Source organism: Thermaerobacter sp. PB12/4term (assembly GCF_003403315.2).
Classification (GTDB): Bacteria; Bacillota; Sulfobacillia; order Thermaerobacterales; family Thermaerobacteraceae; genus Thermaerobacter.
Genome location: NZ_CP048407.1, coordinates 2,103,109 through 2,127,702, shown reverse-complemented (window position 1 = coordinate 2,127,702; position 24,594 = coordinate 2,103,109). Strand labels below are relative to the sequence as shown.

Below are 24,594 nucleotides of genomic sequence, written 5' to 3'. Positions count from 1 at the left end.
GAACCCGGCCCTTCGGCATGTGGTGTGCGCCCGGCATGGGCGAGTGCTAAGGGGTGAAAGTCCCCTGCGGAGGGTGGCCCCGTACAACCGCTAGCCGAAGGCAAGGGTGCCCGCGGCGACGCGGGATCCGAAGGAAGCCGGAGGCAAAGTCGCGACCCGACGACCAGGAACCGCGGGCGAGGCGGCGCCGTCTGGACGAGCCGGCAAGACACGGCGAAGCCCGAGATGGGCCGAAGGGCGGCGCTGTAAACGCGGCGGGTGTGCGACGAAAGTGCGCGCTCTTACCCGGGGAGGCCTGCCGGCGGGCCAGCGGAGCTGGCAACCCGCGACCGCAAGGCGCGGCTGAGCCGGCAGGAGTCAGCAGAGGCCATAGTACCGCCGGCCGGGCCGGCGGGAAGGGCCGAACGTCGAGTCCGGGAGGGTGTTGGCGCGTTCGCTCCGGGTGCGAGGAGAGCAGCCAACCCGAGAGGGCCTCGCCCAGGAGGCGGTGTGTGCATGATTGAGGTCATCCAACGCTCCTATCTCGATGTTGTCGGCCCAAACTCGTTGTTGGGAGCGATCCACCTGCTTGCCCTTTGGATGGACGGCGGTGGACTTGGCGTAAAAGGGTACGACGGGCCCGCCGGCCTACCCCGTCCCCACCGTCAGCCCACGGGAAATGGGCGAATCGAACCGCTACCTACCCCTACTTCTGATTCGTCAAAGTCAGACAAACAGGCTCCTCAAGTCAAGTTAAATCGCGTGGGGACCTGAATGGCCGGTATCCACATGATAGTAAGCGTATGGCCCACAAAGATACCCGTTGGCCATGTCGTTATATGTCGAAACGATTCGGATAACATTTTGGTGCCTATCGGTCTCTCGCACGAACCACCTCTAACGATGTTCATGCGCCACATGTGGTGGGCTCCCTTGTCACCCTATGCTACAACCAGAGGTCTCGTCCCTGATTTTGAGTTCATGAAACAGGCTCCTATGGAAGGAATAATTGCCCTGACCCTGAATACACTATTGTTTTGATAGCTCAAAGGCTGGTGACCTTGAAGGAGGGGGACTTGAAACAGTGCGTAATTTTATTTCATCACGGTGATCAACTGGACGCGAGGGCTCACATTGTGATTGAGGGGGAGGCCAGTGTGCGATGCCACGTTTGGCCCGGCACAATATTGTTGTTTTAGTCCTGTTGACGGTACTAACTGTAGTATTTGGTATCAACGGCGACATTCAGGCTGCTACGTATCGGTATTTAGCAATTACAGGAATAAAACAAAAAAATCTAAATGGTGTTGGGCAGCAACTACAAGGGCGATTGCATAGTATGTCTTAGGGAGCGCCCCAACTCAGTGTGCAATCGTGGCGGGCACGACAGGGCTGTCTACCTGTCCCGATGTCGCTGCGTATTACTCCGACGCATTTAAATCTCTCAACGTCGCTGGTATCAGTACGACCGCATGGGATCGCAGTATACCGTGGACAGACGTTAAGATTGATATTGACCAAAATCAGCCCATCACGGCGAGTATCCAATGGAGGGGCAAGAGTAGTGGCCACGACTTTGTAATATATGGATACTACGAAGATGGCGTTTATAAAAACGTATCATATATGGATCCTTGGCCCACGTCGGCCATGTGGAACTGGATGCCATACAGCGACTTTGTTTCTAATGAAAGCTTTTACTGGAAATGGACCTTTATGAACAATGCCAGGAGGTGAAAATATGTGTCGGTCAACCTCAGTTGTCGCTCGAGTTTCTGTGTTGGTGGCAGTGGTAGTTTGTTCAGTTGTTAATAAGTCCTACGCTGACGCACCGCCTGATGTTGTCCAGGGCATTAAGGACGACATCCCATATGTGCGGGTTGTTTTGGCAAGCGAACCGCAACATTTTGGGCTTACAAAACTGGGTGATGCTGATAGCGTAACTTTCGGCGAGGGCTTTCGCGTCCACTATGTCTCTGAGCAAGGTGTTATCGACGGATCAACGGACGTGGATGACATCATTAAGCCCTATCCAAGCCTCCATATTTTCCCAATTTACGTGAATGCAAATCCGGTTGGCATCGCATGGGTACAAAGGGTCCGTGATGAGTGGAAGATTATTCGGGTATCAAGTGACTCGCGGTTTGCGAATGACGTACGAGAGGCTCAACGGATGCTTGTAGCCAATGGTATGATTGGGCAAATGCGATTGGTCTATGATGAGGGATATAGAATAGTTGGTCTTGTGGGTGTCGACAGCCGTGGCAACAGCCGGTTTGCGTCTATGCGTGACATAACCTTGTATAATCTTCCCTCGTCGCAAGTCGTGGATATGGAGCGGTTGGTGAGTGAGGTTCGACAGAGAATACAGTCGTCTTCTGATAAGGGTGCTGTTGGTGGGCCTACTGGTGTAACTGGTAGTTTAGAACCGGAGCCTGCTATGGCGAATCCGGTGTGGGCGGGGTTTGGAGCGGGTGCGCTGGCAGTTTTTGTCGGAGCACTCTGGTGGGTACGACGGCGGGTGGGATGAGGAGAAATCGCCACCAATGAAAGGCATCCGCATGTTTCTAGCCGCCGGTATGATCACCGTCTTGGAAGAGGACCGCCAGGCGGTCCCCAGGGTCCACCGCATCCAATGTCGGTTGAGAACGGCTCCGGTCAATGTCCGCGATGCCTTGCGCATCGTGGCCCACCACGCCCTTCCCTTGCTGTTTGCCATGTGGCGGGATCGTCAGCCCTACGAGCCCACCCGGTTCGACGCGGCTCGTCCTCAGCGTCAAGCGCCGACGGCCGCGTAGCATTTATTAGCTTGTTGTTCCCTAGCAACCCCTTGTCGAGGATCAGAGCCCCGGACGGGGACTTGACCCTAGTGCGTTTCTTATCGTTTCTCGCCCAACGTCATCAAATCTTAGCATCCCCACCCCTCCTCGGCCGGCTCGTTGTCTAAGAACAGATGTTCTGATACGCTGTCCTTGGATGATTTTGGGGGGCTTCCCCATGCGTGTTTTGCAGGCGTACCGCTTCGCCCTCGGCCCCACACCCCGCCAGGAACGGGCGCTGGCCTCCCACGTGGGCGCCCGCCGCTTCGCCTTCAACTGGGGCCTGGCCCTGGTGAAGGAGCGCCTGGACGCCCGCGCCCGGGGCGCAGGCGTGGAGGTGCCGTGGACGCTTCCCGCCCTGCGGCGGGAGTGGAACCGGCAAAAGCACGTCGTCGCCCCCTGGTGGCGGGAAAACTCGAAAGAGGCCTATTCCTCCGGCCTGGACGGGCTGGCCCGGGCCCTTCAGAACTGGTCAAAAAGCCGCAAGGGTGAACGCAAGGGACGCCGGGTGGGGTTCCCGCGCTTTCGGAAGAAGGGGCGGGGTCGTGAGTCCGTGCGGTTCACCACCGGCGCGATCCGGGTGGACGACCAAAGCCACGTCGTCCTGCCCCGGATCGGGCGGGTGAAGCCCCACGAGCCGACCACGGCCCTGCTCCGGCGCATCGAAGCGGGAACGGCCCGCATCCTGTCGGCCACGGTCGCCCGGGAAGGGGGCCGGTGGTTCGTCAGCTTCACCTGCGAGGTGGAGCGGCAGCCGGGCCGACCCCGGTTCCCCTGGAAGGTCGTCGGCGTCGATGCGGGCGTCAAGCACCTGGCGGTGCTCTCCACCGGTGAGGTCTGGCCCAATCCCCGAGCGCGGGAGAAGAACCTGAAACAACTGGCCCGGTGGAACCGCGCCCTGGCCCGCCGCCAGAAGGGCAGCCGGGGGTGGCGGCAGGCCCGCCGCCGGCTGGCCCGGCTCCATGGGCGGGTCCGGAACATCCGCCAGGACGCCCTTCACAAACTGACGCACCACCTGGCGGCCACCTATGGCGTGGTGGTGGTTGAGCAGCTGCACGTGGCAGGCATGCTGAAGAACCGCCGGCTGGCCCGGGCGCTGGCCGATGCGGCCCTGGCGGAGATCCGCCGCCAGCTTCGGTACAAGTGCGCCTGGCACGGGGCGGTATTGGTCGAAGCGCCGCTGTTCGATCCCAGCAGCAAGCGTTGCTCGCGGTGCGGTGCGGTCAAGTCGTCGCTACCGCTTTCGCAACGCGTTTTCCGCTGTGAGGAGTGCGAGTTCGTGCTCGACCGGGACGAAAACGCGGCCCGGAATCTCGCGGCCCTGGTGGCCGCCGTCGCCGGGAGTGGCCCGGAGACGTGAAACGCCCGTGGACGGGATGGAAGACCTGCAGCAAGGCAGGCGATCCCGGAGGAAGCGGGAAGCCGGCTCCCGCTCATTGCCGGGTAAGACCGGCACCGTCGATCCGTGAGGATCGACTGCCTGAAACAGATGACGATGTTTCAGGTAACGGTACGGTCCCCGGATGATCCACAGGTACCGCTCCGGGTCCCCGTGGATGAACCCGTAGACGAGCAGCGGGTTGCGGAAGAAGACGAGCGCGAGCCCCAAACACAGGGACGACAGCCCCTGGACCAGCGATCCCGTCGAACGCCCCTTGACGCTCTGTTCCACGGCCGCACACCTCCGCAGGGGTTGTTAGCCGCTGCCATGGTACCGGAACCGTTTTGCGGCAGGATGACGGTTCGACTGCACCCTGGTGACGGGTCCACCGTACAAGACCCATCGTACGGCCGGGATGGAGCCCCGGTTGCCTGGGCCGGCCGCAGCGTGGTGAAGCCACGTGCAGCCCCGCCCTCTGGACCGCCGGCGCGTCAGCGGTCCAGGGCTTGCCACACGCCGTAGCTGCCCATGACGCGGACGTAGGTCGCCTGTCGCCGCAGTTCTTCAACCGCCGCCTGAACCCGCGGCTCATCGAGACTTCCCTCGAGGTCGGCGAAGAACATGTACTGCCAGGATCCGCCCCGCTCCGGGCGGGCTGTGAGCTTGGTCAGGTTGATCTCCCGCCGGGCGAAGGCGCCCAGGCAGCGGTACAGGGCCCCGGGCCGATCTTCGCCGACGAAGAGCAGGGAGGTCTTCACCCCGACTGGGACCAGCCGCGGGCTGGCCTCCGGGACCAGCGGCAGGCTGGCCTGAGGTCGTTGCGGACCGGCGAGAGGTCCTTGCGGGTTGACCTGGGGTCCCTGGGTGGAAGGCCCACCCTGACCGGGCAGCCTCGCGGCCAGGGGCGCCGCCGGTGCGAGGCTCGCGGGCGCGGCGCCGGTGGGAACGGGGGCCGCCGGTCTCGCGGCCGCCGGCGTCGGGGCCGCCGGCTCGGCCCTCTGGCCCCCTTTGCGGGGACCGGCCGCGGCCGGGGCCGGTTCGTCCCCTGGGACGGCCCGTTCCAGGTGGAAGAACCGGGTCACGTTGCCGGCCGAGTCCTGAATGTCTTCGGCCAGCACCTCAAGACCGTAGTGGACGGCGGCCTGGTGGGAGGCGATGGCCGCCAGGTCCCGGCGCCCGGCTTCCGCCACTTGCCTGGCTGCGGCGGCGGTATCGTAGGCCGGTTCGGCGATGAGGCCGTGGCGGTGGAGGAACTCGCGGCACTGGGCCAGGGCCTGGGGATGGGACCGGACGGCCCGCAGGTCGCCGAGCCGGGTGCCGGGTAGCGCCAGCAGGCAGTGGCGGACGGGCAGCTGCAGCTCACCCCGGACCCGCACGGGGTACCGGCGCAGCAGGTCGTACACCTCGCCCACGTCGCCGGCGTAGGAGTTTTCCACCGGCAGCATGGCGGCCGCGACGGCCCCCGCCACCAGGCGGTCGAAGGCGTCGGCGAAGGCCGGGCAGGGCACGGGCTCGGCATCCGGTCCGAAATAGGCCCGAACCGCCGCTTCGCTGAAGGCACCCCGCTCGCCCTGAAAGGCGACGGACAGCATCAAGGCGGAAGGATCCACAGCGCAGCCTCCCCTGGGGCGGGTGCCAGGCCGCCCCCTTTCCTTCCCGCAGGCGGTGTCGCAGCCGGCACCCGGTGCCGTCCTCCGGGGTGTCCGGTGGCGGGGGTATTACCTGCAAAGGTATCACGACCGGATCCGCCGAACCATCCCTCTATCGACGCCGCAGGGCCCCCGGGGCAGGGTTGCAGGGCCGGTTCTCCCAGGTCCACGCCGCCATGCGGCAAGGAGGAGATTGCATGTCGTCTGTTCGGCCGTCCCTGGCGCTGCTGCGCGTCCAGGACCTGGACCGGTCGGTCCGTTTCTACCGGCAACTGGGCTTCCGCATCTGCACCTACGATCCCGAAGCGGGCGTCGCTGTGGTCGACCCGGTCGATGGGCATCCCTTCACCCTGGCGTTGCCCGGCGTCGACGCCACACCCTGGCTCCATGAGGTCTTTGAAGAACTGGTCGAAGGCCGGCAGCTCTATCTGGGGGCTCCCGGAGGCAACCTGGAGGCATTTCTGCACAGGCTGCGCGATCAGGGCCTGCCGGTTCCACCGCCGGAGCAGGCGCCGGACGGGAGCCTTGTCCTCGGGCTGCAAGATCCCGACGGTCACCGGCTGTCCTTCTGGCAGGGGCCGGAATGGACCGATGAGGAGTTGCTGGTCATCTACACCAGCGCGCCCGATCGCCTCAGCCAAGCCCTTGCCGGCCTGACCGACGACCAGCTGGACCTGGCCCGGGCCCCCGGCAAGTGGACGATCCGGCAGATCGTCCACCACATCGCCGATTCCGATGCATCAAGTCTGATCCGCATCTTGATGTGCCTGGCCGAGCCGGGCCGCCCGTACAACAACAACCCCTATGACCAGGACATCTGGGTCGAGCGCCTGGACCACGCCCACCGGCCCATCGAGCCGTCCCTCGCCCTGATCGCTTCCATCCGCCACCACGTGGCGGCCCTGGTGCGTCACCGGCCGGAAGCGCTGGACGGCGCCGTGGAGCCGACCCTGGGTGCTCCCATGACGGCTCGCGAACTGATTGCCATGCTGGCCAGCCATGCCTTGCACCACATTGCCCAGATTGCCGAAACACGGCGAGTCCACGGCCTGGGCTAAGCTTGGGCTGACTTGGCCCCGGCGGCGGACCAGCGCCCCGCCTGCCGGTTCCTCCCGCTCGAAGGGCAACGGGGCGGTAGGCCACCAGGTTGGCGGTAGGCCACCAGGTTGAGCCCGGCACCGCCTCTTGCCCTGGTCGCCCGCTCCCGGATTAAGGTAAAGATAGCGGTAAGCGGAGGGATCGGCATGGATGGCGAGGGTTCCCGTGGGACGGAACCGGTTGCCTTACCCGAAGCGCTGCGTCGAGAACTTTGCGACCTGGTGGGAGCCCACCACGTGAGCGTCGACCCCCACGACCTGGAATGGGCTGCCATGGACTTCGCCGGCGGCTACCGGCTCGGACGAACGGGCCGGCAGGCCCGCCGCCCGCTGGCGGTGGTGCGCCCCGGTGACACCGGGGAGGTCCGGCAACTGGTCCTCTGGGCGGAGCGCCACCGCATCCCTCTGGTGCCCCGCGGCGGCGGCACCGGGGTGATGGGTTCGGCGGTTCCGCAGCAGCCGGCGGTGGTGGTCGACCTGACTCGGTTGGACGACGTGGTGGTTCATCCTGACGACCTGCTGGCCGAGGCCGGCGCCGGTGCGACCCTGGCCGCCGTCGATGCGGCCCTGCGGCGCCACGGCCTGGCCCTGGCCCACGACCCCTGGAGCGTGGGCATCGCCACCGTGGGCGGCGCCATCGGCACCGACGGGGTCGGCTACCTGGCCGGTCGCTGGGGCAGCATGGGCCAGCAGGTGGTGGCCCTGGAGGTGGTGCTGCCCGGCGGGCAGGTGGTGCGGACCCGGCCTGTACCCAAGCCTCCGGCGGGTCCCGACCTGCGGGCGCTCTTCGCCGGCAGCCAGGGGACCCTGGGCATCGTCACCCGGGCCTGGATCCGGGCCGTGGGCGTGCCGGAGGTCATGCTCTTCCGCAGTTACCGCTTCCGGGGCTTCGACCCCGGCTTTGAAGCCGTGCGGGCCATGTGGCGGGCCGGGGTCATCCCGGATCTGCTCGACTTCACCGACGATGTGCCTGCAGCGGTAGAGCTGGAGCCGGGTTACGAGGACGACCTAGGGCGCACGGGGCTTCTGCACCTGGGGTTCTTCGGGCTGGCTGAGGAAGCCCGCGGCCGGGCCGCGGCGGCCGCCCGCATCGCCCGCCAGTTCGACGCCCGGGACCTGGGGGACGAACCGGCCCGCCGGTTCTGGGAGCGGCGCCACGAAATCGCCGAAGAATTCGCCCTGCCCGTGGTGCAGGCCCGGGATGCCCGGAGGCGCTGGCAGCAGGGCGCCTTTGACTACATCAATCTCGCTTTGCCGGCCAGCCAGGTCATCCCCTTCCGGCGCGAGGCCCTGGCCCGCATCGCCCAGGACCCCCGCTTCCGCGCCGGAGAGACGGGCTTGTGGGGCCGCCCTGAAGTGTTCTCCTTGCTGGTCAGCGCCGCGGCCGGAGAGGCGGGCGGGGACGCCTGGGAGGTCGCGTGGACGGCCGAGGATGCGGCGGCCATGGAGGCCCTGATGCACGATCTGCTGCGCATGGCCCAGGCCCGGGGCGGCAACATGGAGTGCCTCCACGGCACGGGGCTGAAGCTGCTGCCGCTGCTGGCCGACGAGTACGGGCCGGCGCTGGACGTGATCCGCAAGATCAAGGGGGCCCTGGATCCCCTCGACCTGATGAACCCGGGCAAGTGGGGCGAGCCCATGGTGACCCGTCCGGCCGCCGGCGAGCCCCTCAGCCCGGCGGTGCACCCCGGCTGGACCAGCCGGGCGTGAGGCTCGGACCCCCTGGGTCGCGGCCCGGGCCGGCACCGCGCTCGAGGTGTTCGGGGGGCCTGGTGGCAAGCCAGGGCGCAGGGCACCACGCCCGAGCCTTTCGCGGGAGGGAACGGACTTGGACGAGATCGTGCCCCTGGTCGACCCTGACCTGCCGGGCGTCCCCGCCATCGTGGTGCTGGAGGGCGGCCACCGCCTCCACGCCCGCCTGCAGGCGGGAGCCTGGCACAACGGCGGGATCCTGCTGCCCGTCAAGGCCGTCGACAAGGTGGAAGGGGCCCAGGGAGCGAACTCCCTGGCCGAGGTCCTGGGCCTGGAATCGGGCCAGCTGCACGGCGAGGCCACCGTGTGGCTCCCCGCCTTCCGGATCCGCTGCGTGGTGGTGAGCGGCGAGGGGCGCAGGCCGCGTCCCATCGGCTTCGGCGGGCTCGAGTGACGGGACCGCGGGACAGCCTGGGAGAAGATGGAGACGGGGCACGGCCCGGTGCGCCCGGGATATGGCAAGGGACCGCACCCGGGCCGGGCCGGCGGTGCGTCACGGGGAGGGTTGTCGACATGGAACGGCGCCGGACCGAACCGCCGGGCCTCAAGCCCGGGGACCCGGTCGCCGAGCTGGCTCGCCTGCTGGAACAGCACCGCGGGCGGGCCGTCGCCCTGACGGGGGCGGGGGTGTCGGTGGCCAGCGGCATCCCCGCCTTCCGCGGCCGCGACGGCCTGTGGAGCCGGTTCGACCCGGAAGAGTTTGCCCACATCGATGCCTTCCGCCGGGACCCGGAGCGCGTCTGGTCCATGCTGGACGAGCTTTACGACGCCCTGGCGGAAGCCCGCCCCAACCGGGCCCATCAGGCCCTGGCGCGGCTTGAGGAAATGGGCTGCCTCCGGGCCGTGATCACCCAGAACATCGACGGCCTGCACCAGGCGGCCGGCAGCCGGAACGTCATCGAGCTGCACGGGAACTTCCGGCGCGTGGTGTGCATGGACTGCGGGAGCCGCTACGCGGCCGAGAGCGTGCGGCGGCTGGCGGGACTGCCGGGCGGTGGCGGCCACCGCTGCTGGTGCGGGGGCTGGTTGAAGCCTGACATCGTCTTCTTCGGCGAGGAACTGCCCCAGTATGCCTTCCTCCAGGCGTGGGCGGAGGTTCAGACGGCCGGCCTTCTGCTGGTGGTGGGCACCTCCGCCGAGGTCGAACCGGCCGCCAGCCTGCCCCGCTGGGCGCGCAAGGCGGGGGCCGTGCTGGCCGAGGTCAACCCGCACCCGGCCCTGGATGCCGAGGTGGTGGTGGCGGCCCCGGCCGAGCAGGCGCTGCCGGCGGTGGTCCACCGGCTGGAGGCAGAGGGGGGCACCGCGGCTTGCGGGGAGCCGGTGGTGGTGCCGGGTTAGGCCGGGCGCCCGGGGGACGGGCCGCCTTCCTGCCCCGTGGGCCTTCAGCCGCCCGGCTGGTACAGGCTTGCCGTGGCCGGCGGGCTGCACAGCGCCTTGCCAGCGGACTTGCCGGTGGGGTGCCGGACGCCCCGCCGGTACGGCACCGCGGGAGCGCCCCGGGGCGATCGTCCACCGCGGTGGTGCCCGTACCGGGGTTCCACCGGTCCGGCGCCCCCACCGGCTCCACCAGGAGTTAGAACCCGAAGCGTTAGAACTCGAAGCTTCCGCCCGGCTCCAGCACCATGACCTCGACCCCGGGCGCCTTCTGCCGGGCGAAGCGGACGAAGTCGTCGGCGCTCTGCACCAGCAGCGGGAAGGTGCCGTAGTGCTGGGGGACGGCCAGCCGGGGCTTGAGGAAGGTCAGGGCGTGGGCCGCCTGCCGCGGGTCCATGGTGAAGTGGCTGCCGATGGGCAGGATGGCCACGTCCAGGGGATACAGTTCGGCCCAGGTGGCCATGTTGCAGTGGATCCCTGTATCACCGGCGTTGTAGACCCGCTTGCCGTCCTCCAGGGTGACGATGTACCCGGCCGGCTCGCCGGTCTCGCTGGAGTGATAGGCCTCGGTCATGGTGACCACGATGCCGCCCAGCTCCACCGAGCCGCCGATGTTCATCCCGATGCACTTGTCCCCGGGCAGGCCTTCCTTCTGGTACCGCGCGGCGGTCTCGGGCTGGAAGATCACCGTGGCGCCGGTCTGCTTCTGGACGGCCACCACGTCGCTGGCATGGTCGAAGTGGTCGTGGGTGATCAGGATGTAGTCGGCCTTCAGGTCTTCGATGCGGGCTGCAGCCTTGGGGTTGCCGTTGATCCAGGGGTCGAACAGGATGACCTTGCCGCCGGCCGTGGTCAGCTCCCAGCCGGCATGGCCTAGCCAGCGAAGCTTGTGGGACATGACCGGCCTTCCTCCTTTCGGTCTGAGGGGTGAAGGTGCCGCCGGGGCGGGGTGAACGGTGCGAGGGCGGCGGCGCCCTGGGCCGACAAGCGAGAGTTCAACACGGGGGACGGGGCTCCTGCCCCGGTCGCCCGGCGGTGCTGGACCGCGGCACCGAGGACCGGCGAACGCCCCCGGCTGGGGGAGCGAGGGAGAGGGGACGGGACATGCGCGACGTGCTGGACCGGGTGGTGGAGTGGCTCGGCGCGGGCCGGAACGTGGCCCTGGCCACGGTGGTCGAGGTGATCCGCAAGGCACCGCGGGACGCGGGGACCACCATGGCCGTTAACGACCGCGGCGAGGTCGCCGGCTCGGTATCGGGCGGCTGCGTCGAGCCCGCGGTCATCGAGGTGGCCCGGGAGGTGCTGGCTGCCGGCCGGCCGCGCCTCGTCACCTTCGGCATCTCCGATGACGACGCCTTCGAAGTGGGCTTGAGCTGCGGCGGCACCATCCGCGTGTGGGTCGAACCGGCCCGCGGGCCGTGGCCGGGGGTGGCCCGCGAGCTGCAGAAAGCACTGGCGGCCGGGAAGGCGGTGGCCCTGGCGCGGGTGCTCGGTGCCGCGGCGGGGGACGGCGCCGGGGCGCAGGGCGCGGAGCCGGTGCCGTCCGATGCGGTGGTGCTGTTCGAGGAGGCCGAGCCCGGCGGCCCGGCGCGGATTGTGGCCGGTTCGTCCGGCGATCCCGGTCTTGACGGGGAGCTGGCCCGGCGGGCAGGAGCGCTCCTGGGCCGGGCCGAGGCCGCCCGGGAGCAGCTGGCCGGGGCGGACGTGTTCATCCAGCCCTTCGCGCCGCCGCCGGTGCTCTACGTCATCGGAGCGGTGCACCCCGCCGCCGCCCTGGCGGAGGCGGGCCGGTTCCTGGGATACCGGGTCGTCGTCTGCGACCCGCGGTCGCCTTTTGCTACCCCGGAGCGGATCCCCGCGGCCCACGCCATCGTCCGCCAGTGGCCCGACGAGTACCTGAGCGGTGTCCGGATCACGCCGCGGGATGCGGTCTGCGTCCTCACCCACGATCTGAAGTTCGATGTTCCCGCCCTGCTGGCGGCCCTCCGTTCCCCCGCAGGCTACATCGGTGTCATGGGGAGCCGGCGAACCCATGAACGCCGCCTGGCGGCCCTGCGGGAGGCGGGCGTTGGCGAAGACGCCCTGAAGCGGCTGCACGCGCCCATCGGCCTCGACATCGGTGCCCGCACGCCGGAGGAGATGGCGGTGGCCATCATGGCCGAGATCATCGCCTGCCGCCGGACGAACCGGCCCCAGGGCCCTGCATCCATCCCCGCGGGGGCGGCCGGCGGCCGGGGCGCAGCCGGCGGGGCGGTCTGACGGGTGGTGGCCGGCAACCGGCCTGCGCGGGCCCAGCAGGAAAGATCCTGCCGAAAACCGAAAGCCTTTGGCACGGCAGCGCCGCCAGCCGCCGGAGGGGTGCGTCCTCCTGGCGAATTCCCGCCGGCGAATTCCCGCATGAGGGCGGGCGGTGCCTTGCGAGCCCGGCCCCGGCCCCGGCCGGGGCGAAGCCGTCCTGCGTGCCGCCGTCCCGCCCGGCCGGCCGGGCCAGGTGCCGGAGAGGGGGCAGGGACCAAGGACCGGGGGCCGGAGGCCGAGGGCCGGGGACCGGGGGCCGGGGGCCGGAGACCGCGGGCCCGCCATCCCGGTGCAGCTCGACCAGCGCTTGGGGGTGCCAGGAATGCAGGTTGCCGGAAGCCAGAAGATCGCCGCACCCGTGGAGACCGTCTGGGCATGCCTCAATGACCAGGACGTCCTCGCCCGGTGCACGCCCGGCTGCAAGCAGCTGACCCGGGTGGCTGAAGACCGTTACGAAGCCGAACTGGAACTGGGCATCGCGGCCATCCGCGGCCGGTACAGGGGCCGCATCGCCATCGAGGACAAGGAACCGCCGACCCGCTACCGCCTGAACATCGAGGGAGAAGGCGGGCCCGGCTTCGTGCGGGCCTCCCTGGTGCTCGACCTGGAACCCCAGGGCGATGGGACCCTGCTGAAGTACCACGGCGAAGCGCAGGTGGGCGGGCCGGTGGCCAGCATCGGCCAGCGGGTGCTGGGCGGCGTGGCGAAGATGATCATGGGCCAGTTCTTCGGCGGCCTGGCGCGGGAGATCGAACAGCGGAAGGCCGGCTGACCCCGGCGCGGGGCGCGGCGCCGGGCCGGGGGGCCGGAGGGATCCCGGCCATCACTAGCCCCGGTGCCGCGCCGGCTGGGGGGCGAGAACCGGCCCGCCCAGGGCCGCCGGCCGCAGGGCGAGCCAGCGCCGGTACACCCAGAAGGCGGCAAGGCCGAAGGCAAACCGGGTGGTCACCATGATGAGCCCGTTGCCGCCGAAGGCAAAGATGGCCGCGGTCTCCTCGAACATGGCGTGAAAGATGCCCACGAAGACGAACAGCAACGTGACCTGATCCCGGGCCACCGGCCGGTCGCGGGTGGTCTCCAGCACCACGCCGGACCCCAGGATGACCCCCAGCACGGCGCCCACCGTCAACGAAGGGGCCAGCTCGGGAGCGAGTCCCAGGCGGCGGCAGACGGGTTCCAGGCGATGGGTGATCCGGTCGAGCCGGCCTGTCAGCCGCGCCCACTCCAGCAGGATCAGCACCGGGGCAACGAAGAGGCCAATCCGCAGCAGGAGCAGGATCCCCTCACCGATCCCATCGACGATGGCATCCAGAAGCCACATCGGTGCCACCTCCCCGGATGGAGCCGGGTCCACCCCGGAACCCGTTACAGAACCAGGTTGAGCAGAGCCCCCGCCGCCGCCGAGGCCAGCAGCCGCGCCACCAGCACCGTCCACGTGTTGGCGCCCGCCCGGGCGATGATGGAGGCTTCGACCGGGTGGGCGTGGCTGATGGCCAGCATGGTGCCCAGGATCGTCCACTGCTTGTAATCGAGCCCCAGCGGGATGGCGGCGGCAATGCCGCTGTAAAGCCCCACGGTGTTGCCGATGAGCAGGGCTAGGGCGGTGCCTCCCGGCAGGCCGAACCAGGCCATGGCGGGTGCCGCCAGGCCGGCGATGCGCGCCAGCCACCCGCTCCGGTCCAGGATCATCACCACGATCATGGCGGGAATCATGGTGCGGGCCAGGTCGACCAGGATCCGCAGGGTCGACCGCAGGCCCCGGCTCACGGCGGCCTGCAGGGGATGGGTGCCCTCGCGGCCGGCGCCCGGGCGCGAGGCCGCCGGAGGGGTGAGGGATCGGGCCACGGATGCTGCCTTCTTTCCTGGGGATGACTCGGCTCAAGCGGTGCCTGTTCCACCGCCCGGCCGCCTGGCCAGCTGTACGGTGCGGTGGCTTCTGGCGTTGAGCATAGAGCGGGTGCGGGGTGGTGTCAACGGCTGGATGGCAGGGTCTAGGTTCCTCCCCCCGGCAGGCTGCGGTAATCTACCGGTCAGAGCCGGAGGCATGCCGGAACGCCTGGATGCCGGAGTGCCTGACTGGAATCCGGGACAGGTGGGCTGCCGGCAGCCACTCTTCCGGCGGGTCGGGGAGGGAGATGCCGTGGGCGAGCGGCTCGACGCCTTTCACCGTTTCCGCACCGAGATGAACGAGAAGATCCTGGCCCACGACAACCTGGTGGTGCGCCGGTTCTTCAACCTGGACGGGCAGGCCTACAAGCCCGGAGCCCTATCCAGCAAGGTCAAGGAGATGCTGGGGCTGGTGGCCTCGCTGGTGCTGCGCTGCGACGACTGCGTCACCTACCACATGATCCAGTGCCACAAGGAAGGCGTGACCCGCGACGAGTTCTTCGAGATCTTCGGCGTGGCCCTGATCGTAGGCGGGTCGATCACCATCCCCCACGTGCGGCGGGCGGTGGCGGTGCTGGAGGAGCTGGAAGCGGAGGCAGGCGCCGGGGCCGCCGGTGCACAGGGCTGAAACCCGGCCGGCGGAGCGAAAAGAGGCGGGACCTGACCCCACGGCCAGGTCCCGGCCTGTACTCGCCGGTCAAGTTTCAGGCGCCGGTCAGGCGGTCGCTCCCGCCCCCGGTTCCACCCGCGCCAGGATGCGCTCCAGCACCTCGGGGTCCTCGAGGGCGGTGGTGTCGCCCGTCACCTTGCCGGTCGTCACCGCCTCCCGCAGCAGGCGGCGCATGATCTTGCCGCTGCGGGTCTTGGGCATGGCGTCGACCACGTACACCTTCGCCGGGCGGGCGATGGGGCTGATCCGGCGGACGATCTCCTCCCGCAGCTGCTCTTCGATGTCCGGTGGCGGCGTGACCCCGCTGCGCAGCACTGCGAAGACCACCGGCACCGTGCCCTTGATGGGGTCCGGCATTCCGACCACCGCCGCTTCCGCCACCAGCGGGTGGTTGATCAGGGCGCTCTCCATCTCCATGGTGCTCAGGCGGTGGCCCGCCACGTTGATCACGTCGTCCACCCGCCCCAGCACCCAGTGGTGGCCGTCGGCGTCGTACATGGCGGCGTCGCCGGTGAAGTACCGCCCGGGGAAGCGGGCGAAGTAGGTGTCCAGGTAGCGCTGGTGGTCGCCCCAGATGGTCCGCGCCAGGCACGGGAAGGGGTCGGTGATCACCAGATAGCCCGTGGTCCCGGGAGGAACCGGCCGCCCCTCGGCGTCCACCACCTGGCAGCGGTAGCCCGGCAGGGGAAGGCCGCAGGAGCCCGGCCGCGAGGCCGTGACGCCGGCGATGCCCGACATCCAGGCGGTGCCCGTCTCCGTCTGGCCGTAGGTGTTGTTGATCTCCACCCCGCCGTCGCCCACGTGCCGGCGCACCCAGTGCCAGGTCTCGGGGTCCAGGGGCTCGCCCACCAGGGCGATGAGCTCGAGGCTGCGCAGGTCGTACCGGCGCGGCCACTCGGTCCCCGCCCGGCTGAGCATCCGCAGGGCCGTGGGCGCCGTGAAGACCTTGTTGACCCGGTACTGCTGGATCATCCGGTAGAACCGGCCGGGGTCGGGGTAGTCCAGGGCGCCTTCATAGACCACGTGGGTCGCCCCGTGGGCCAGGCCGCCCACCAGCGCGAAGATGGGGAAGGTCAGCCAGCCCACGTCGGCCGTGCACCAGTAGATATCGGCGGGTTGGAGGTTGAGGGACCACTTGACGTTGGCGTAGGTGCCGATCAGAAAGCCCACCCCGGCGTGGACCAGGCCCTTGGGCTTCGCCGTGGTGCCGCTGGTGTAGATGATGAACCCGGGTTCGTTCGCCTCCAGGGGCTCGGGCGGGAAATCGGCCGGCATGCCGGCGACGAAGTCGTCGTAGTACACGTCGCGACCCGGGCTCATGGGGACCTCGGCCCCCGCCCGCCGCACCACCACCACCCGCTCGACGAAGTCGAACCCTTCCAGGGCCCGGTCCAGGGTCGCCTTGAGCTGGAGCAGCCGGCCCCGGCGGTAGCTGCCGTCGGCGGTGATCACCAGGCGGGCCCGGGAGTCTTCCAGGCGGGAGCGGATGGCGTCGGGCGAGAACCCGGAGAAGATCACGTTGTAGAGGGCGCCGATCCGGTAGCAGGCGTGGATGGCGGCGAAGGTCTCGGGCAGGTTGGGAAGGTAGATCGCCACCACGTCGCCCTTGCCGATGCCCGCCTGCCGCAGGGCGTGGGCCAGCCGGCAGGTCTCGTCGTGGAGCATCTGGAAGGTCCAGACCCGCCGGTCCCCCGGCTCGCCTTCCCAGATGATGGCCGCCTGGTTCCGCCGCTCGGCCAGGTGGCGGTCGACGCAGTTGAGGCTGACGTTGGTGAGCCCGCCCACGAAGTAACGGAAGTCAGGAAGTTCCCCCACGCGGACGTGGCTCCAGGGCGCCAGCCACTCCAGCTCGGCGGCGATGGCCGCCCAGTAGGTGTCGGGGTCGGCCTCCGCCCAGGCCCGGTAGGCGGCACAGGCTGCTGCCGGGTTCGGCCCTTCGAACAGGGGCCGTCCCGACAGCTTCCGAGGAGGAACCGTCGGCTGCGCCAGCAGTGCGCCCGTGGCGGGCTCGGGACCCGCCACCTCGACCTCGGTGTACCCCATCGCGCATCCCCCCCGTGATGGCGATCCGGCCGGCCGGTGGGGCGCGGCGGGCGCCTGCCCGGGCGTTCCCCGGGATCCACCCGCTGCACCGGCCGCCTGCCCTGTTGCCAACCGGTTACGGCAGCCAGGGGGACGGTTCCTGCCGGTGAGGGGGTCGTTGCTGGGGAGGGGCTTGACGAACGGGTAACTACTTGGTTACCTTTGCGCCATGGATCTCGATCGCAAGTTCGCGGCCCTGGCGGATCCGACGCGGCGCCACATCATCACGGTGCTCCGGTCGGGGCCCAAGGACGTGGTCACCCTGGCCCGGCCGCTGCCCATCAGCCGGCCGGCGGTGTCCAAGCACCTGGCCGTCCTCACGGCTGCGGGTCTGGTCGAGGTTGAAAAATCGGGGCGGCGGAGGCTGTACCGGTTGCGCCGGGAAGGGTTGGCGGAGGTCCGGGACTGGCTGGACCAGGTGGCCAGAGCATGGGACGTCGCCCTGGAGCGCTTCCGCCGCCACGTCGAGGGGGACGGTGAGGGATGATTCGACGCAGCGTCGTCGTCCGCGGGCCCGTGGAGGCCGTCTTTACCCGGTTTACGGCCGGCATCGGCCAGTGGTGGCCGCTGGACCAGTTCTCCTACGGCGGCGACCGCAGCGCCGATCTGGTCCTTGAGGGCCAGGCCGGCGGCCGCTTCTACGAGCGGTTCCGGGACGGCGAAGAGCACGAGATCGGCCGCGTTCTGGTCTACGAGCCGCCCCACCGGGTGGTGTTCACGTGGAACCAGGCCAACTGGGCGGGTCCGACCCAGGTGGAGGTCCGGTTCTTCCCCGAGGGCGACGGCACCCGGGTGGAATTGGAGCACCGGGGCTGGGACGAACTCGGCGAGACGGGTGCAGCCACCGAGCGGGCCTTTGCGGGGGGCTGGGGTGCGATCCTGGACCGGTTCGCAAGCCGGGCTGAAGCCTAAGTTCGGCGCGTCCTCGGTGGGTCTCGCCCGGTTCTGCCTGATCCCGGCGCGGCGGTCCTTGCGCTGCGACCCCTTGACCCGGCCCCGGCCAGGCCCTATAATCCCGAAAAAGCGTTCCCAGAGCCGGTTCGGCTTGAGGAATGCGTCATCCCGGCGTGCGCGATGACCGGAACGAGTAGGCCCCCAAGCCGGTGTCCAGAGACGGGAGGCCGTGGCTGAAAGCCCCCGCACCGGGCCGGGCCGAAAACCCTCCGGGAGCCGCCGGCGAAACCGCCCGGCCAGGCAGGCGGGGCGGGAGTAGCTGGGCGGGGCAGCCCCCCTTACGGGCACGGAGAGGATTCGCGGTGGCGGTGGCCGGCGGGATCCGCCCTTTCCCCCGCCGGTGCAGTCAGGGCACCCGCCACATCACCCCAGGGTGCTGCCGCGGATCAATTAGGGTGGAACCGCGCGAGCACGGCCTCGCGTCCCTAACGGGACGCGGGGCCGTTCGATTTTCCATGCTGGCATCCTTCCATTCCGAGCTTCAGGGAGAGGGTGAAACGAGCGGTGTCTGGTCCCACTCACCCTAACCGCCCCGGCCCTCCTCGTCAGGCTGTGGAGCCCGGGCCGGTCCTGCCCCGCCAGGGTATCATCGCCCGCTATCGCGACTGGCTGCCGGTACCTCCGGAGGCCGAGCCGCTTACCCTGGGAGAAGGCGACACGCCGCTGATCCGGGCCGACGGGCTCCTGGCGGAGCTGCCGGCGGGCCGGCGGCCGCCGGCCGTGTTCCTCAAGTTCGAAGGGGCCAACCCGACGGGATCCTTCAAGGACCGGGGCATGACCATGGCCCTGACCTGCGCCCGGGCCCGGGGCGCCCGGGCGGTGATCTGCGCCTCCACGGGCAACACGGCGGCGGCTGCGGCCGCCTACGCGGCCCGGGCGGGCATGGACTGCTGGCTGGTCCTGCCGGCCGGGGGTGTGGCGGGCGGCAAGGTGGGCCAGGCCGTGGCCTGCGGGGCGCGGATCCTCCCGGTGCGGGGAAGCTTCGACGACGCGCTGGCCGCCGTGCGGCAGGTGGTGGCCGAGCGGCCGGACCTGGTGCTCGTCAACTCCCTGAATCCCGATCGCCTGGAGGGGCAGAAGACGGCGGCCTTCGAGGTGGTCGACCAGCTGGCCGCCCTGGGCCTGGACGAACCGGCGGCCGTGTTCCTCCCCGTGGGCAACGGCGGCAACATCACCGCCTACCACATGGGCTTTCGCGCCTACGCGGCGGCGGGCCTCCTGGGGCGGGTGCCCCAGCTATACGGGGTGCAGGCGGAGGGGGCGGCGCCCCTGGTCCGGGGCCGGCCCGTCGACCGGCCGCAGACGGTGGCGTCGGCCATCCGCATCGGCCGGCCGGTGTACGGGGAGCAGGCCCTGGCGGCGGTGCGGGACACCGGCGGGCGGGTCCTCGCGGTCAGCGACCAGGAGATCCTGGCGGCCCAGCGGCTTCTCGCCCGGCGGGAAGGGGTCTTTGCCGAACCGGCTTCGGCGGCCTCGGTGGCGGGCCTTTTGAAGCTGGCCCGGGGGGACGAACCCGGCTGGGATCCTCCCCAGGGGCCCGTGGTGTGCGTGCTGACGGGCCACGGCCTGAAGGACGTGGACACCGCCCTGCGGGCCGCCCGGGCGGGCGGGGGCGAGATCGACGACCTGGCGGCCCTGGAAGCCCGGGCCCTGGAACCCGAAGCCGTAGTGCAGCACTTGCTTGCAGCACCGGCGGGAGGTCGGTAGAGATGGGGAAGGGACGGCGATCGACCCGGGAGGCGCCGGATGGGCCCATGGGTGGCCACCGCCGGAGGGCCGGTGGCGGGGGCGGTTCAAGGGGCGCCGCCCGCGCCCGGCGCCCAGGTCCTGAGGTGGCCCTGGGTGTGGTAAAGGGCCGCGAGGCCGGAGCGCCCGCGCCAGGCGGCGGCAGCGGGCGGGCGGTGGCCTGGAGCCGGGTGCCGGCCACCAGCGCCAATCTGGGGCCGGGATTCGACTGCCTCGGTCTGGCCCTTCAGGGGTGGGAACTCAGGGCATGGCTCGAGCCGTCGCCCGCCGACCCCCGGCACTGGACCCATTCCGCCGGGGCCGTGCACTGGCACCTGGACGGCTGGGGCCCCCCGGCGGCACCACCCGGGGCGCCGGGGGAGAACCTGGTGGTCCGGGCCGTGGTCACCGCCTTCCACCGGGCGGGGCAGGCTCACCCTGCCGCCTGGCGGCTGGTGGTGCGCAGCACTATTCCGCCCGCCCGGGGGCTGGGGTCCAGTGCCGCCGCCATCGTGGCGGGCTTGGCCGCAGCCAACCAGTGGTTGCGGCGGGCAGGGCGACCTCTGGCGGCAGTCGACCTGCTGCAACTGGCGGCTGATCTGGAAGGCCACGCGGACAATGTGGCGGCGGCTCTTTACGGCGGCCTGGTGGTGGCCTGGAGACCGGCCCCGGCGGCGGCGGGGCAAGCCGCCGGGCGCCGGGAAGGGGCCTCCGCAGGCGCAGGCGACGGCGGGGACCCGGGTGGCGGCTGGCGGGCGGTGCCGGTCCCCCTGGGCCGGTCGCTGGCGGCGGTGGTGGCCATCCCGGCCCGGACCAGCTATACCCACGAGGCCAGGGGGGCGCTACCCGCGACGGTGGCCCATGGCGATGCGGCCTTCAACGCCGCCCGCACGGCCCTGCTGATCCATGCTCTGGCCGCCGGGCGCGGCGACCTCCTGGCAGAAGCTATGCAGGATCGGCTGCACCAGCCCTACCGCGCAGCCCTGTTCCCCTGGCTGGAGGATCTGGTGGCCACGGCCGTCGCCGCGGGGGCCTTCGGTGCCTGCCTCAGCGGGGCCGGTCCCAGCGTGCTGGCCCTGGTGGCGGACGAACAGGCCCCGGCGGTGGCCCAGGCGCTGGCGGCCCGCATGGCCGCCCTGGGGCTGGCAGGCCGGGTGGGCCTGGGCCGGGCGGGCGGGCCGGGCGCCCGTTCCGGCCTGGTGAGCCGCCACGGGCACCGGCTTCTCCGCTCCCCTGCCGCTGCAGCCGGCGGCGGCAGCGCCCGGGGGGATTAGGGACGCCGGCCAGGGCGAGGGGCGAAAGGCACCGGAAGGGCATGGGGGCCACGGGGCGGGAAGGCATGGGACAAGGGAGGAAGGGCTTGTGAGCGGCGAGGGTTACCGGTCATCGGGGGCCGGCTTGGGCCAGGGGAATGGGAGCCAGGACCGCCAGGACCGGGGCGGTGAGCAGGGGAGCCGCCCTCCGGCGGCCGGTTCGTCCGGTGAGGCGTTCCCTGCCCCGGCGGAACCCGTTCCCCCGCCCGACGCCCGGGCGGAGGAGGAACTGTACCCCCTTCTCAAGCGGGAGGTCGACCTCCTGGGACGGGCCCTGGGGGAGGCCATCCGCCGCCTCTCGGGGGATCGCCTGTTCGAACTGGAAGAGGACATCCGCGCCCGCACCAAGCACCTCCGCCAGCACCCGGGGGATGACGCCGCCCGGCAGGCGCTGCGGGCCGAGATCGGCGGGCTTTCGGTCGCGGCGGCCGAAGGGCTGATCCGGGCCTTTTCAACGTATTTCCATCTCGTCAACCTGGCGGAGGAGCGGCACCGGGTGCGGGTGAACCGCCGGCGCGAACAGGCCAGCACGCCCGACCGGCCCCGGCCCGAGTCGCTGCTGGCCCTCGTCACCCAGCTGCAGGCCCAGGGGCTGGGATTCGACGACGTGGTGCGCCTCCTCGCCTCGGCCCGGCTGGAGCTGACCTTCACGGCCCATCCGACCGAGACGCGGCGGCGCACCCTGCGCCACCACCTGCTGCAGCTCAACCATGCCCTGGACCGGCTGGAGCGGGGCGAGGGGCACCTGGACGAGGTGGTGGCCCGGGTCACCCTGCTCTGGACCACCCGCGAGCTGCGCCCGGCCCCGCCCCGGGTGGAGGACGAGGTCCGCGGCGGCCTCTACTACCTGCCCACCACCCTGTGGGAGGCGGTGCCCCGGCTCATGGAGGCTCTCGAGGGGGCGGTGGCCGCCCGCTACGGGCGGCGGCCGGTTCTTCCCCCGCCCCTCGCCTTCCGGAGCTGGATTGGCGGCGACCGGGACGGCAACCCCTTTGTCACCCCCGAGGTCACCGCCTGGGCCCAGGCCTACGCGCGGGCGGAGATCGCCCGGAAGTACGCCGGGGGCCTGGCCGCCCTGACGCGGGATCTGTCCGTGGCGGAAGAACGGGCCACCCTGCCGCCCCTGCCCTCGGTGCCCGAAGACGCGGTGGCGCCGCTGCCGCCGGCGGCCGCCGGCCGCTTCCCCGGCGAGCCCTACCGGCGGTTCGCCTACAGGCTGCAGCGGCACTGGGCGGCCCGGACGGTGCCGGAAGAGGTGTGGAGCGAGACGCCCGCCCGGGGGGCTGCTGCAGCGGAGGCAACGACTATGCCTCCTCGGCCGACCGCGTCAGGGGAGGCAGTCCCTGGCCGGCCGGCCGTTCCGGTAGATCCAGGGGACGAAAGGCCTTCCCGGACCGCCGCGGCCGCGCCGCCACCAGGGACCGCCGGGGAGCCGCCGGCCGGCGAGGCGCCGGCCGCCGCCGGTTCCACCGCCCTGGACCGCCTGCTGTTCCAGATCGAAGAGGGGCTTCGGGACGCAGGGCTGGGCGAGGCGGCGGCCACCCTGGTGCGTCCCCTGCGCTGGCGGGCCCAGGTCTTTGGGGAGGCCATGGCGCCCCTCGACCTGCGGGAGCATGCCGAGGCCCACGGGCGGGCGGTGGCCGAGCTGCTGGAAGCCGGTGGGGTCATGGCGGCGGGCGAGTACCTGGCCCTGGATGCCGCCGGGCGGGAGGCGGTGCTGACCCGGGAGCTGGCCTCGGCCCGGCCGCTGGCGCCGGTGGGCTTCCGGCCCCGCAGCCGCGAGCTGTCCGTGGCCCTGGATGCTCTGCGGGCCTGGCAGGACCGGGGGGCTTATATCATCAGCGGCTGCCGCGGCCCGGCCGACGTGCTGGAGGTGTTCGTCCTGGCGCGGGAGGTGGGGCTGTACCGCGCCGGCCACCCCTTGCCCTTTGACGTGGTTCCCCTGTTCGAGACCCTGGCCGACCTGGAGGCGGCGCCCCGCGCCATGGAGCGGCTGCTGCGGAACCCCGTCTTCGGCGTCCACGCCCGCGGCCGGGGCGGCTGCGAGGTGATGATCGGCTACTCCGACTCCAGCAAGGACGCGGGTTACCTGGCGGCCAACTGGGCCCTCTACCGGGCCCAGGAGGGCATCACGGCGGTGGCCCGGGCGGCGGGCGTGCCGGTGTCCTTCTTCCACGGCCGCGGCACCTCCACGGCCCGGGGCGGCGGGGGGACTGCCGGCCGCGCCATCGCCAGCCTGCCGCCGGGCACCGTGGGCCGCCGCCTGCGGCTCACCGAGCAGGGGGAGGCGCTGGCGGACCGCTACGCCCACCCCGAGCTGGCCCTGCGCAACCTGGAGCAGCTCCTCTACCACTTCCTTCTGGCGGCGGCCCGGGACACGCTGGCCGTAGCCCAAGACCCGATGCTCTCGCCGGAGGAACCCGGCCTGCCCGGCGGGGCCGGGGCCGCGCAGGTCCCGGGCCCCGGGCGCCAGGGGCTCACCGCGGGCGGCCCCTCCGTCCCGGCGGCCTGGCGGGAGGCCATGGACCGGGCCGCCGCCCGGTCGGCGGAAGCCTACCGCCGGCTGCTGGTGGAACCCGGGTTCTTCGAGTTCTTTGAGCACTTCACCCCCATCCGGGAGATCGCCGCCCTGAAGATCGCTTCCCGCCCGGTGGCCCGCACGGGCCGGGCCCGGCGCGTCCAGGATCTGCGGGCCATCCCCTGGGTGATGGCCTGGACCCAGGTGCGCCTTCTGCTGCCCGGCTGGTACGGGCTGGCCGAAGGTCTTGCGGCGGTGCCGCGGGACCTTCGCCAGGCGATGTTTGCCCGCTGGCCCTTCTTCCGCTCGGTGCTGGACGGCGCGGCCCTGGCCCTGGCCAAGGCCGACCTGGCCGTGGCCCGGGAGTACCTGCGGCTGGTGCCCGGGCCCCTGGCGAACCGGTTCTTCCCCCGGCTCGAGGAGGCCATGGTGCGGACCCGGGCGCTGCTGGAGGAGACCTTCGGCGGGCCGCTTCTGGCCCACCACCCCGTGCTGGCGCGGCAGACGGCCTTGCGCAACCCGTACGTCGACCCCATCAGCTACCTGCAGGTGGAGCTGCTGGCCCGGTACCGGGCCTCGCCGGAAGGCGACCCCGAGCGGCCGGCCCTGGAGCGAGCGCTGCTGCTCTCCATCCTGGGCATCGCGGCGGGCTTGCGGAACGCCGGCTAGGACGGCCGCTGGCCGTCGATCTGCGCCGGTGGGGATGCCGCCGCCCCGTGCCCCGTGGTCGCCCGCCGCGCGCGGTCCGCCGCGGGCGGTCGCGTGGGAGGCCGCCGTGGTAGCCCGGCCAAGGGATGTCGCCGGGGGAGGCCCCGTGGCAGGCCGCCGGGGGAGGCCGCAGTGGCAGGCCACCACGGGAAGCCGCCCGGGGGACGCCCCCACGGGAGGCCGCCGCGACAGGTGCCGCCTGGGGCGGCCCGGCGCGGCCGGTGGTGCTGGGGCCGGCACCAACCATTACCGGATAATGTCCGGGAGGGGAACCCTCCTTTTCCTTATTCCTCGCGATTCCCCGTGGGAACCCTACGCCCGAACCCATCGAGCGAAGTCCGGCAAGGGGCCTGACCGCCCGTCCGTGCCCGTCCGCACCGGACCCGGC

The 24,594-nt window shown here is 70.8% G+C and carries 21 protein-coding genes; 16 read left to right on the top strand and 5 right to left on the bottom strand.

Features of this window, described 5'->3' with window-relative positions:
- Positions 1–1,141: 1,141 nt before the first annotated feature.
- From DYI95_RS08855 to tnpB, 4 genes are all read left to right on the top strand, one after another.
- A complete protein-coding gene (locus DYI95_RS08855) occupies positions 1,142–1,327 on the top strand; it encodes a hypothetical protein (RefSeq protein WP_147308096.1) in 186 nt (61 codons plus the stop codon).
- 26 nt (positions 1,328–1,353) lie between these two features.
- Positions 1,354–1,716 (top strand): C39 family peptidase, encoded by a 363-nt coding sequence (locus DYI95_RS13295; protein WP_158556027.1) that lies wholly within the window; start codon positions 1,354–1,356, stop codon positions 1,714–1,716.
- Between the two features lie 46 nt (positions 1,717–1,762).
- The gene (locus DYI95_RS08845; protein ID WP_243149719.1) at positions 1,763–2,509 is read left to right on the top strand and encodes a hypothetical protein; all 747 of its coding nucleotides are present in this window, start codon (positions 1,763–1,765) and stop codon (positions 2,507–2,509) included.
- A gap of 467 nt (positions 2,510–2,976) precedes the next feature.
- Entirely contained in the window at positions 2,977–4,158 is a 1,182-nt protein-coding gene (gene tnpB, locus DYI95_RS08840; protein WP_243149718.1) for an IS607 family element RNA-guided endonuclease TnpB, read from the top strand.
- Between the two features lie 512 nt (positions 4,159–4,670).
- Here the strand turns inward: tnpB and DYI95_RS08835 are convergent.
- Entirely contained in the window at positions 4,671–5,789 is a 1,119-nt protein-coding gene (locus DYI95_RS08835; RefSeq protein WP_243149717.1) for a prephenate dehydratase, read from the bottom strand.
- A gap of 236 nt (positions 5,790–6,025) precedes the next feature.
- Between DYI95_RS08835 and DYI95_RS08830 the strand changes: the two genes are divergently transcribed.
- The 4 genes from DYI95_RS08830 to DYI95_RS08815 all read left to right on the top strand — a co-directional run bounded on the left by DYI95_RS08830 (position 6,026) and on the right by DYI95_RS08815 (position 10,015).
- Positions 6,026–6,886, top strand: a complete 861-nt coding sequence (locus DYI95_RS08830; protein ID WP_158556029.1) for a DinB family protein — start codon at positions 6,026–6,028, stop codon at positions 6,884–6,886.
- Between the two features lie 186 nt (positions 6,887–7,072).
- Positions 7,073–8,635: an FAD-binding oxidoreductase gene (locus DYI95_RS08825; protein WP_116900164.1), complete on the top strand. Its 1,563-nt coding sequence runs from the start codon at positions 7,073–7,075 to the stop codon at positions 8,633–8,635.
- Between the two features lie 118 nt (positions 8,636–8,753).
- A complete protein-coding gene (locus DYI95_RS08820) occupies positions 8,754–9,071 on the top strand; it encodes a hypothetical protein (RefSeq protein ID WP_116900165.1) in 318 nt (105 codons plus the stop codon).
- Positions 9,072–9,190: 119 nt separating this feature from the next.
- Complete coding sequence (locus DYI95_RS08815) at positions 9,191–10,015, top strand: NAD-dependent deacylase (protein ID WP_116900166.1); 825 nt, start codon at positions 9,191–9,193, stop codon at positions 10,013–10,015.
- A 250-nt stretch (positions 10,016–10,265) separates the two neighbouring features.
- Here DYI95_RS08815 and DYI95_RS08810 read toward each other — a convergent pair whose 3' ends face one another.
- The gene (locus DYI95_RS08810; protein WP_116900167.1) at positions 10,266–10,949 is read right to left on the bottom strand and encodes a metal-dependent hydrolase; all 684 of its coding nucleotides are present in this window, start codon (positions 10,947–10,949) and stop codon (positions 10,266–10,268) included.
- A gap of 206 nt (positions 10,950–11,155) precedes the next feature.
- On the opposite strand from DYI95_RS08810, the gene DYI95_RS08805 reads away from it, so the two are divergent.
- Together DYI95_RS08805 and DYI95_RS08800 are read left to right on the top strand one after the other, a co-directional pair.
- Positions 11,156–12,310, top strand: a complete 1,155-nt coding sequence (locus DYI95_RS08805; protein WP_116900168.1) for an XdhC family protein — start codon at positions 11,156–11,158, stop codon at positions 12,308–12,310.
- Between the two features lie 361 nt (positions 12,311–12,671).
- Positions 12,672–13,121 carry a carbon monoxide dehydrogenase subunit G gene (locus DYI95_RS08800; RefSeq protein WP_116900169.1) on the top strand — a complete coding sequence of 150 codons (450 nt, stop codon included), beginning with the start codon at positions 12,672–12,674 and terminating at the stop codon, positions 13,119–13,121.
- A 54-nt stretch (positions 13,122–13,175) separates the two neighbouring features.
- Here the strand turns inward: DYI95_RS08800 and DYI95_RS08795 are convergent, their stop codons facing one another.
- Both DYI95_RS08795 and DYI95_RS08790 read right to left on the bottom strand, forming a co-directional pair.
- On the bottom strand, positions 13,176–13,670 hold the full coding sequence (locus DYI95_RS08795) for a nucleoside recognition domain-containing protein (protein ID WP_116900170.1): 495 nt from the start codon (positions 13,668–13,670) through the stop codon (positions 13,176–13,178).
- A 44-nt stretch (positions 13,671–13,714) separates the two neighbouring features.
- Entirely contained in the window at positions 13,715–14,194 is a 480-nt protein-coding gene (locus tag DYI95_RS08790) for a nucleoside recognition domain-containing protein (RefSeq protein ID WP_116900171.1), read from the bottom strand.
- 295 nt (positions 14,195–14,489) lie between these two features.
- On the opposite strand from DYI95_RS08790, the gene DYI95_RS08785 reads away from it, so the two are divergent.
- The gene (locus DYI95_RS08785; RefSeq protein ID WP_116900220.1) at positions 14,490–14,864 is read left to right on the top strand and encodes a carboxymuconolactone decarboxylase family protein; all 375 of its coding nucleotides are present in this window, start codon (positions 14,490–14,492) and stop codon (positions 14,862–14,864) included.
- 87 nt (positions 14,865–14,951) lie between these two features.
- On the opposite strand, the gene acs is transcribed toward DYI95_RS08785, so the two are convergent.
- The gene (gene acs / locus DYI95_RS08780) at positions 14,952–16,949 is read right to left on the bottom strand and encodes an acetate--CoA ligase (RefSeq protein WP_116900172.1); all 1,998 of its coding nucleotides are present in this window, start codon (positions 16,947–16,949) and stop codon (positions 14,952–14,954) included.
- Positions 16,950–17,157: 208 nt separating this feature from the next.
- On the opposite strand from acs, the gene DYI95_RS08775 reads away from it, so the two are divergent.
- The 5 genes from DYI95_RS08775 (at position 17,158) to DYI95_RS08755 (ending at position 24,167) form a co-directional block, all read left to right on the top strand.
- Complete coding sequence (locus DYI95_RS08775; protein ID WP_116900173.1) at positions 17,158–17,475, top strand: helix-turn-helix transcriptional regulator; 318 nt, start codon at positions 17,158–17,160, stop codon at positions 17,473–17,475.
- Positions 17,472–17,900, top strand: coding sequence for an SRPBCC domain-containing protein (locus tag DYI95_RS08770; protein ID WP_116900174.1), 429 nt, complete (start codon positions 17,472–17,474; stop codon positions 17,898–17,900). The genes DYI95_RS08775 and DYI95_RS08770 overlap by 4 nt, the downstream gene beginning before the upstream one ends.
- A gap of 594 nt (positions 17,901–18,494) precedes the next feature.
- Positions 18,495–19,649 (top strand): threonine synthase, encoded by a 1,155-nt coding sequence (gene thrC / locus DYI95_RS08765; protein WP_243149716.1) that lies wholly within the window; start codon positions 18,495–18,497, stop codon positions 19,647–19,649.
- A 137-nt stretch (positions 19,650–19,786) separates the two neighbouring features.
- The gene (thrB, locus tag DYI95_RS08760; RefSeq protein WP_243149715.1) at positions 19,787–20,941 is read left to right on the top strand and encodes a homoserine kinase; all 1,155 of its coding nucleotides are present in this window, start codon (positions 19,787–19,789) and stop codon (positions 20,939–20,941) included.
- A gap of 88 nt (positions 20,942–21,029) precedes the next feature.
- Positions 21,030–24,167, top strand: a complete 3,138-nt coding sequence (locus DYI95_RS08755) for a phosphoenolpyruvate carboxylase (protein ID WP_243149714.1) — start codon at positions 21,030–21,032, stop codon at positions 24,165–24,167.
- The last annotated feature ends 427 nt before the right edge of the window (positions 24,168–24,594 follow it).